This is a genomic window from Trinickia dinghuensis, from assembly GCF_003367175.1.
GTDB classification, from domain to species: domain Bacteria; phylum Pseudomonadota; class Gammaproteobacteria; order Burkholderiales; family Burkholderiaceae; genus Trinickia; species Trinickia dinghuensis.
In genome coordinates this window covers 819,323-827,646 of sequence record NZ_QRGA01000001.1, presented here as the reverse complement: position 1 = coordinate 827,646, position 8,324 = coordinate 819,323, and the positions used below count along the sequence as shown (strand labels likewise).

The 8,324-nt window shown below is 62.6% G+C and carries 9 protein-coding genes and 1 pseudogene; 5 read left to right on the top strand and 5 right to left on the bottom strand.

Annotated elements, in window-relative coordinates; all coding sequences use genetic code 11:
- Together DWV00_RS03680 and DWV00_RS03675 are read left to right on the top strand one after the other, a co-directional pair.
- The coding region (locus DWV00_RS03680) for a DUF4148 domain-containing protein (RefSeq protein WP_147297836.1) at window positions 1-226 on the top strand (226 nt) is incomplete at its 5' end.
- 242 nt (window positions 227-468) lie between these two features.
- Window positions 469-777 carry a DUF4148 domain-containing protein gene (locus tag DWV00_RS03675; protein ID WP_115532123.1) on the top strand — a complete coding sequence of 103 codons (309 nt, stop codon included), beginning with the start codon at window positions 469-471 and terminating at the stop codon, window positions 775-777.
- A 175-nt stretch (window positions 778-952) separates the two neighbouring features.
- Here the strand turns inward: DWV00_RS03675 and DWV00_RS33910 are convergent, their stop codons facing one another.
- A complete protein-coding gene (locus DWV00_RS33910; RefSeq protein WP_181885338.1) occupies window positions 953-1,156 on the bottom strand; it encodes a hypothetical protein in 204 nt (67 codons plus the stop codon).
- Window positions 1,157-1,564: 408 nt separating this feature from the next.
- Between DWV00_RS33910 and DWV00_RS03665 the strand changes: the two genes are divergently transcribed.
- On the top strand, window positions 1,565-2,293 hold the full coding sequence (locus tag DWV00_RS03665; protein ID WP_115532122.1) for a class I SAM-dependent methyltransferase: 729 nt from the start codon (window positions 1,565-1,567) through the stop codon (window positions 2,291-2,293).
- 29 nt (window positions 2,294-2,322) lie between these two features.
- Here the strand turns inward: DWV00_RS03665 and DWV00_RS03660 are convergent, their stop codons facing one another.
- Window positions 2,323-3,402 (bottom strand): alcohol dehydrogenase catalytic domain-containing protein, encoded by a 1,080-nt coding sequence (locus tag DWV00_RS03660; protein WP_115532121.1) that lies wholly within the window; start codon window positions 3,400-3,402, stop codon window positions 2,323-2,325.
- 115 nt (window positions 3,403-3,517) lie between these two features.
- On the opposite strand from DWV00_RS03660, the gene DWV00_RS03655 reads away from it, so the two are divergent.
- Window positions 3,518-4,291, top strand: coding sequence for a helix-turn-helix transcriptional regulator (locus tag DWV00_RS03655; protein WP_115532120.1), 774 nt, complete (start codon window positions 3,518-3,520; stop codon window positions 4,289-4,291).
- Here DWV00_RS03655 and DWV00_RS03650 read toward each other — a convergent pair.
- Window positions 4,279-4,371 (bottom strand): annotated as a pseudogene (locus DWV00_RS03650) (ABC transporter permease); the annotation flags it as partial. The gene DWV00_RS03655 and the pseudogene DWV00_RS03650 overlap by 13 nt on opposite strands.
- Window positions 4,372-4,582: 211 nt before the next feature.
- On the opposite strand from DWV00_RS03650, the gene pdxR reads away from it, so the two are divergent.
- On the top strand, window positions 4,583-6,109 hold the full coding sequence (pdxR, locus tag DWV00_RS03645) for a MocR-like pyridoxine biosynthesis transcription factor PdxR (RefSeq protein ID WP_115532119.1): 1,527 nt from the start codon (window positions 4,583-4,585) through the stop codon (window positions 6,107-6,109).
- Between the two features lie 22 nt (window positions 6,110-6,131).
- Here pdxR and DWV00_RS03640 read toward each other — a convergent pair whose 3' ends face one another.
- A complete protein-coding gene (locus DWV00_RS03640) occupies window positions 6,132-7,181 on the bottom strand; it encodes a lipase secretion chaperone (RefSeq protein WP_245964697.1) in 1,050 nt (349 codons plus the stop codon).
- Between the two features lie 2 nt (window positions 7,182-7,183).
- Window positions 7,184-8,290, bottom strand: coding sequence for a triacylglycerol lipase (locus tag DWV00_RS03635; RefSeq protein ID WP_115532118.1), 1,107 nt, complete (start codon window positions 8,288-8,290; stop codon window positions 7,184-7,186).
- Between the last annotated feature and the right edge of the window lie 34 nt (window positions 8,291-8,324).

Here is an 8,324-nt window from a genome sequence, read left to right as displayed (position 1 = left end):
GTCGCGCGCTCAAGTCAAGGCTGAACTCATTCAGTTCGAACAAGCCGGTGGCCGCGCCAACATGAGCAACGACCCGTACTATCCGGAAGATGCTCAAGTTGCCCAAGCGCGCGTCATTGCGCAAAACGGCAACAACGAAGGTTTCGGCGGCGTGCAAGCCGGTTCGTCGGCTTCGGGCTCCCCCGCGCACGCCGACGGCGTGAAGCCGGTGTTCTTCGGCCAGTAATCGGCTTTAGTCAGAAAGCTCGCTCGGCGGCGCCAGAAATGGCGCCGCCGTTGTCATTTGGGCGACGGAAAGCCACCCGTCGACGCACCGAGCGACAGTCGATTATGAACAAAACGGCAATGGTGATTTATCAAACTAGGCGTTAACCCTAGGCACTCCAGCCTCTACACTGCAGTCATCGGTTCTCGCAACGAACACGATGCAAATAGCAGCAAGACAAATAAACTCTGGAGGTAGTAATCATGAAATCGCTCATTCAAGCCGTTGTTATCGCCGCCGCCATCTCCGCTCCGGTGGCCGTTTTCGCCCAATCGAACGCGCCGCTTACCCGCGCTCAAGTCCAAGCTCAACTCGTTCAGTTCGAACAAGCCGGCGGCCGCGTCAACATGAGCAACGATCCGTACTATCCGGAAGACGCGCAACTCGCCCAAGCGCGTGTTAATGCACAAAGCGGCAACAATGAAGGTTTCGGCGGTGTGCAAGCCGGTTCGTCCGCCTCGGGTGCACCGACGTATGCGGCCGGCGTGAAGCCGGTGTTCTTCGGCCAGTAAGCCGTGCCGAAGTCGGTCGCGCGGGTGGGCCGAGAAAATCGCCCGCCGCGCGGCATAAAAGATTTTCGCTGAATCGAATTGAATACGGCTTGCGTCGGGTAACGACAGCAAGCCGTTTTTACATCGATACCTCCGCCGCCGGTCACCGGCGGTTTCCGCCTAGCCCTTCATTCGGCTAGGCGCCTTTTTCCGCAAAAGTCTCCGCGAGCCAGTCGTGCATCATCCGATAGGATCGAGCAGCGGCCTTTGCGTCATACCGGCAAACGCCCGTCTTCGCCGCCACCGCATCGTCATAAACGAGCACGCTTTTGAAGGTCGTGCCGTCGAGCTTCCAATCGACGGGCTTGGTCACCATCTTCGCAAACACGGGCGCTGCCATGAGAATGCCAAGCAGGATAAAAGCGGAGCGCACGAGTCGCAGGTCGGTGTTCTCTCATTGGGTTGAACGGGCGTTTGGATGTCGAAACCGGCGCACCGGCCTGACGAGCGGGCCGTTGAGTGAGCCAGATGCTGCCGATGATGCACACAATACCGACGATGTGGATTGACGTCAGCGTTTGATCGAAATGCGCGTCAAACCTCGTCCTTCAGGCGGCGAGGAAGGATGGTGCGGGTTCGCTGCTGCTCGATCCGCTGACGCACGATCTAAGTCGGCGCCCCCGGTCGTCGCCTCTAGGACATCTCTCATCGCCGATTGGCTTGCATGTATTCTTGCGACATCGTGTTCGCCTAACAAGGCAACTGTCGTTACCGGTATCAGCAATACCCCGCTATCCAAGGTCGACACATGGCCCAAAACATCTACGACAATCCCGATTTCTTCGCCGGATACCGGCAATTGCCGCGACAGGTACAAGGACTGGATGGCGCCCCTGAGTGGGCCACGGTCCGGGCCATGTTGCCCGACCTGAGCATGAAGCGCGTCGTCGATCTCGGGTGTGGCTTCGGATGGGCTTCACGCTGGATGCGCGAACACGGCGCGGCATCAGTGCTCGGCATCGATCTCTCGCAGAACATGATCGATCGAGCCGTAACGACTACGAACGACCCGGCGATCGAATATCGCATCGCCGATCTCGACGCGCTGGAGCTACCCGACGCCGCGTTCGACCTCGCTTATAGCTCGCTGGCGCTTCATTACGTGAAGGACTTCCGTCGCATCGTACGGATGATTCGTCACGCGCTCGTCCCCGGAGGCCATTTCGTATTCACGATCGAGCATCCGATCTTCACGGCAGCGGCCCATGCACATTGGATCACCGACGAAGATGGCCGCAAGACTTGGCCTGTCAACCAATACTTCGCCGAAGGCGAACGTCGACGGGAATGGTTCGTCCAGGACGTACTGAAATATCACCGGACGCTCGCAACGACCTTGAACACGCTGATCGATGCGAGCTTTCAAATTCGGCGAGTCGAAGAGTTCGCCCCGACCGCCGAACAAATCCAGCAGATGCCGGGACTGGCAAAAGAGTTGGAGCGCCCCATGATGCTCGTTGTCTCCGCGTCCGCGTAGCGAAGAGGCGATGAAGCGGAATCGCCGGCCTAAGGCTGAATGACGGTTATATTGAACGGTCCGCCGTGCGCGGCCGCGTGATCGACCGCCTCGTTCGCCGCGTCGAGCGCGAATGTCGTCACGTCGAAGTGTCCAAGGTCGAGCAAGCCGGCCCGGATCAACCCCGCCATGCGCGTCACCGCTTCGGGCGGACACATCCACTTGCCGCGCACCGTAATGTCGTTGCGCATGAGCCACGGATACGGCAGGCTGAGTTCGTCGCCACCGAGCATGCCCACGCCGCCCATCAAAATCACGCGGCCGTAGGGACGAACAGTCATGAGCGCCGTGCGGACCACCTTTGTCGGTGCCGACGGCGGCAGCAGATCGAGGACGCAATCGATCGGACCCGGTGCGGCCAGCAGCATCCGTGCGCGGTCTTCGTCCTCATCGCCTGAAAGCCGAACCGTTCGCACGCGTTCGCCGAAGCGGCGCTGCAAATCGTCGAGTACTTTTTGATTACGACCGGGTGCAACGACACAGCGAGCGCCCATCGCAAGCGCGACAGCCACGCAAGCGCTTCCGAAATTGCCCGTTGCCCCGCTCACCAGCAATGTCTCGCCGGCTTGGAGCGAAGCAGCAAGCAGCCCACCATAGGGCACGAGCAGAACAACGAGCGCGCACCAACGCGCGGCATCCGTCGGATCGATATCGCCGATACGAATCGCATTTTCCGTCGGCATGCGAATCATCTCGGCTAATGGGCCATCATGGTAGAACCGCTGCAAACGCAGCCCGCCTTCGCTGCGCGCGCTCCAGCCCTGCAATGTGATGTCGGGCATCAAGGCGTCGTCGCGCGAGCGCACGGTCGGATCGCAGAACACCCAGTCGCCCACCTTCAAATGCGTTGCATCGGGTCCGCTCGCCCTGACCCGGCCGATCGCGCCGCAGCCGGGCACGATCGGCAATTCCATCGAATAGCGGCGCTCGCCGCTGAACACCTCGTTTGCGTAAGGCAACACCGGTGCCGCGACAACGTCCACGATCACTTCGCCCGTGCCCAGTTCAGGGGCGGGTATCTGCTCGATCGCGAGCGGCTGGCCGAGTGACTTCAGAATGGCGGCTTTCATCGTCTACTCCGTGAATGATGGTTGGACGAGACGATTCTGGCAGGCCTAGAATTGGGAACAAGGCCTGGTACTATCCTAGGATTCGTCGATACCACCGTGAGACATAAAAACGAGCATGCAGACATCGAGGCGAAGCGAGTTTGGAGAGTTCTTGCGGTCGCGCCGGGAGAAGCTATCGCCGGACGCGCGCATGCTCAAAAGCGGGCGACGCCGCCGTACCCCGGGCTTGCGTCGGGAAGAAGTGGCGGAGCTGGCCGGAATCGGCGTGGATTGGTATGTGCGGCTCGAGCAGGGAAGAACGGTCAGTCCATCCGATGCAACCCTCGATGCACTTGCTCACGCGCTACGACTGAATAAAGCGGAAGCCGCGCATCTGCGCGCGCTCGCGCAAGGCGATGAACATCGGGCATTCGTTCCCGAGCGCGTGCCGCCGGCGATCGAGCGGATGGTGTCACGTCTGTCGCTGCCCGCCTATATCACCGGCCGGCGCTGGGACATTCTGGCGTGGAACCGAGCCGCCCATGATCTATTCGGCTTCGGTCGCGCGGCGCAGGCCGACCGCAACGTTCTGATCTTCATGTTCATCGAACAGAGCGCGCGGCAACTGTTCGGATCGACCTGGGCCGATGAAGCGCGCCGCATGATTGCGCTCTTTCGCGCGACGCACGACCTCCATGCTAGCGACCCGGCGTTCGTGGAATTGGTCGAGCGGCTGCGGTCGGCGAATCCACAATTCGCGAAATGGTGGAACGCACATGACGTGCGCAGCGGCGCGTCGGGACAGAAAGTACTGGAGCACCCCAAGCGCGGCACGCAGCGCTACGAATATGCGACATTCCAAGCGAACGACGACCCGGCCCTGAAGCTTGCGATTTATACGCCGGTGTGAAGACGCGGCAGCGTCGTTTGGTCGGCACCCGCAAGAAACAACGTCACCACCACTTCGTCGAACGAAGTCGCGAACGCAAACGGGAATTCGAAGCCGGTCAGCATCATCAGGCAAGTCGTTCATCGTTCGTCTCACCTCGGTTTTTCTTGCTGTTTCTGATTCTGTTTCCGCTGCCGCGCTTGTTCCGATTGGCTCCATCGACTAGCGAGCGCCGCACTTTCCTTGCGATCCAATATAATCGGCCACGGTTCCATGGGACGGAGCCATTTCATTATTCCGAAGGGAACCACTTTGGATACGATCATTCTGTCGGACTGGCTCGCGGCCCGGCTCGAGCGCGGTGCGGCGGAGCCGATGTATCGTCAGGTGCTGCGCCTCGTGCAGCACGCGATCTTGACGGGGCAACTGGCTCCCGGCACGAAGCTGCCGAGTTCGAGAACGCTGGCGGACGATCTCGAGATCGCGCGAAACACTGTGCTGCGCGTGTACGACCAATTGACGGCCGAAGGGTACGTGCTGTCGACGACGGGCAGCGGCACCTATGTGGCCGATACTCGTCCCGACGCGGCCGCGGTCCGCCCTCGGTCTTCGCCCCGCGCGAGCGAGCCGGGCATGTCGCGCGAAGCGCTGGCCCAGCAAAGCCTGTCCACGCGTGGACGGCGTCTGATCGGCCGGGCGGGCGTAGCGCCGAAGCAATGGGGCGCCTTCATGCCGGGGGTACCGGACGTGACCGAATTTCCGTCGCGCACATGGAGCCGCTTGCAGGCTCGGCTCTGGAAATCGGCCAATCCCGAGCTTCTGACCTACGCGCCCGGCGGCGGCTATCGGCCGTTGCGGCGAGCCCTATCGGATTACCTACGCGTGGCGCGCTCGGTCAAATGCACGCCCGATCAAATCATCCTCACCACCGGGATTCATCAGTCGATGGATCTTGCCGTGCGGCTGCTCACCGACGTCGGCGATCGCGCGTGGGTCGAGGAGCCTTGTTATTGGGGGGCGCGCAGCGTACTGCAATCGACGGGGTTGGAGATCGATCCGATCCCGGTGGATAGCGAGGGGCTGAATCCGCGCGAACGCGAGTTCGGACCCGCCGCACCGCCGCGTCTTGCGGTGGTGACGCCTTCTCATCAATATCCGCTCGGCATGGTGATGAGCCTGGCCCGCCGGCGGACCTTGCTCGAATACGCGCGCCAGCACGGCGTTTGGATCCTGGAGGACGACTACGACAGCGAGTTCCGCTACGGCAGCCGGCCGATCGCTTCTCTGCAAGGGCTCGACGAAGCCGGTCGCGTCATTTACGTCGGCAGTCTCGGGAAGATTTTGTATCCGGGGTTGCGCATCGGCTATATGGTCGCGCCCGAGCATTTGGTGGATACGTTCCGCACGGGCGTGGCCGAACTCTATCGTGAAGGCCAGCTCATGCATCAAGCGGTGCTGGCCGAGTTCATCATGGACGGCTATTTGACGTCGCACGTGCGCCGCATGAGGGCGTTGTATGGCGAGCGCCGGCAGATCCTCATCGACGCGGTCACCTCGCGCTTCGGCAATGCGCTGCCCGTCATGGGCGACGAAGCGGGGCTGCACTTCGTGCTCGGACTGCCCGAGGGGGCCGACGATCGCGCCATGACTTCGGCCGCGTTCGAGGCGGGCGTGATCGTGCGGCCGCTGTCGGCCTACTACAGCCAGGAAAGCGCGGCGCAATCGGGGCTGCTGCTCGGCTACGCCTGCGTGCCGCACGAGCGGATCGCGCCGGCGTTCGATGCGCTGGCGCGGGTCATCGAAAAGGAGATCGCGTCCGCGGCAGCGCGGGTGGTGTAGCAGGCCTCGCTCGTTGCACGCCTTAGTGCCCCGCCCCTCCATCAAGCGCCGCTGCGCGCAGCGCCTGTGCCGGATCGGTGAACACCCGTTGCCGTAGCTGCGCCACCTGCGCATCGCGATCGGCAGCGGACAGGCCCATCGCGTCGATGCGCGCGCGTTGCGCTGCGTAGTCGGCGTATTTCGCGTGCCATGCGTCGTTGTCCTGCTGCATTTTCACGATCCGTTCGGCCGCCTGCGGTCCAAGCTTCTGCGTCGCTTGCGCGCGTAGCTGATCGAGCGTCATCCCCTGCTGCGCGAGTTGTGCCACTGCATGAACCTGCGCCTGCGCATGTCGATCTCGGTCGAGTGCCGCGCGCTCCTGAGGCGGCAGACTTTCTTCAAGTGCTTGTAGGCGAGCGGCCTTTTGGGCGTCGGTCAAAGTCGGATCGCGCTGAACGCGCCAGCGCTCGATCATGTAATGCGCGTGCCGCCAATCGGGCCCGAAGAACGCCTCGTTCCAATCGGGGCCGAGCGTTCGGCTCGCCAGCGCAGCACGCTGGTCGAGCGAAGACTGCATCGCATCGAGGTCGCTCGTGCGACCGACGGCATCGGCAGGTGCCTGTGCGGAAAGCATGTCGAGGCTGCCCAGCGCCTTGAGGTAGGCCTGATAGCGCTGCCATACATCGAGCGCTTCGGGTTCGGCCACCGTGCCGTCGAGTTGCGCGGCAATCTCCTGATGCACGAGTGCATCGAGCGCCTTGTGCGGCATCTGGTTCTGCGCCGTCAGGAAATAGTCGAAGAAATCGCGCACACTGCGCGCTTTGCGCAAATGGCCTCGCTCGTCGAGCGGCAGCCGCGGCGGCATCGAGCCCGCCAGAGCGCCGGGCAACGACGGCGCGGCCGGAATCGACCCGGCCCGCGCCGCCTGCGCGAGCGGCGCGGCGGCCGCCGTGGCGATGGGCTGCGCGCCCGCGTGCGGCGCCCTGGCCGGCGCGTTGAAATACCAGACCACGGCAGCCGCGGCGAAACCGGCGAGGCCGAACAGCGCGAGCGTACCCGCGGTCTTCTTTGCATCGGCAGGGCGCATCGTCATTGTTACAGCCCCTGGAGTTTCAAACGATTGGCATGCGTGCGAATGGCCGCGACCGGATCTTCGGCGTTTTGGCCCAGCACGCCCAGCACTTGGTTGATTTCGTCGACGTGATCCCAGTGGTAGCTCGTGCTCAGCACTTGGCCGAACAGCGCGCTACAGACCGATACGAGACCGTCGTTCGGGCCCGAGTTGCGATTGATCATCACCGTGCCCGAACCGAGCAAGGTAAGCGTCGACGGGTCCAAGACATTGGCCGGATCGAACGGTCCGGATACGCTCGTGTCGCTCGCGCCCTGCATGCCGAGTGCCGACCAAGTGGGTTGAATCGCGCTGCCGGCCCACGAATAGAGGTAGTGCAAGTTGCCGTCGACCATTTCCGTCGGCGCGCCCGTCTGACACGAGCCGGGCGCCCCGAGGCCAGCGCTCGGCACCGCTTGGTTGAATTGAGCCGCGCCCGAAGTCGTCAGCGCGGTCAATGCGGCGATTGCATCCTGGTTCGTGTTGAAGTTGCTGCTGAACAGCGTGCCCAGCAGATTGGCGAACTGCCCAATCAACGGCTCGGCCAACCCCGTCGGATCTTTCGCCAGGACTCCGGCGACGAAGTCCGCGAATTCCGAACCGCGATGCGGCGTACCGATCGTCGTCACGGACGCGACCAGTTGAGGCGCCACCGCCGCCACGTACCGTACGTCGAGTCCGCCTTGGCTGTGACCGATCAGGTTGACCTTTTGCGCGCCCGTGGCGGCGAGCACTTGCTGGACGTAGGCGAGCAATTGTTCGCCGCGGCCGTTCGGGCCCAAATCGCCTTGGAAGCCCGACAAGTTCGCGACGTAGACATGCGCGCCGTGCGATTCGAGATCGGATGGGATGCCGTACCAGTAGTCGATCACGTTCGCGTAACGGTCGGTGCCCGAGAGACCGTGGACCAGCACGATCGGATATTGCGTCGCCGCGTAATTGTCGACCGACGGTGCGGTGTCGGCCATTGCGGCGCTCGGTGCGGCAAGCGAAAGAAATACCGTCAAAGTTGCGAAGCCGGCAAGCGGGGCACTGCCGACCGTTAATGCAGTCAAACCGGTCAGGATTTTTTTCTTGAAAGACCTGGTCATACCACTTCCTCCAATTTATTCGGCAAAACGCCGA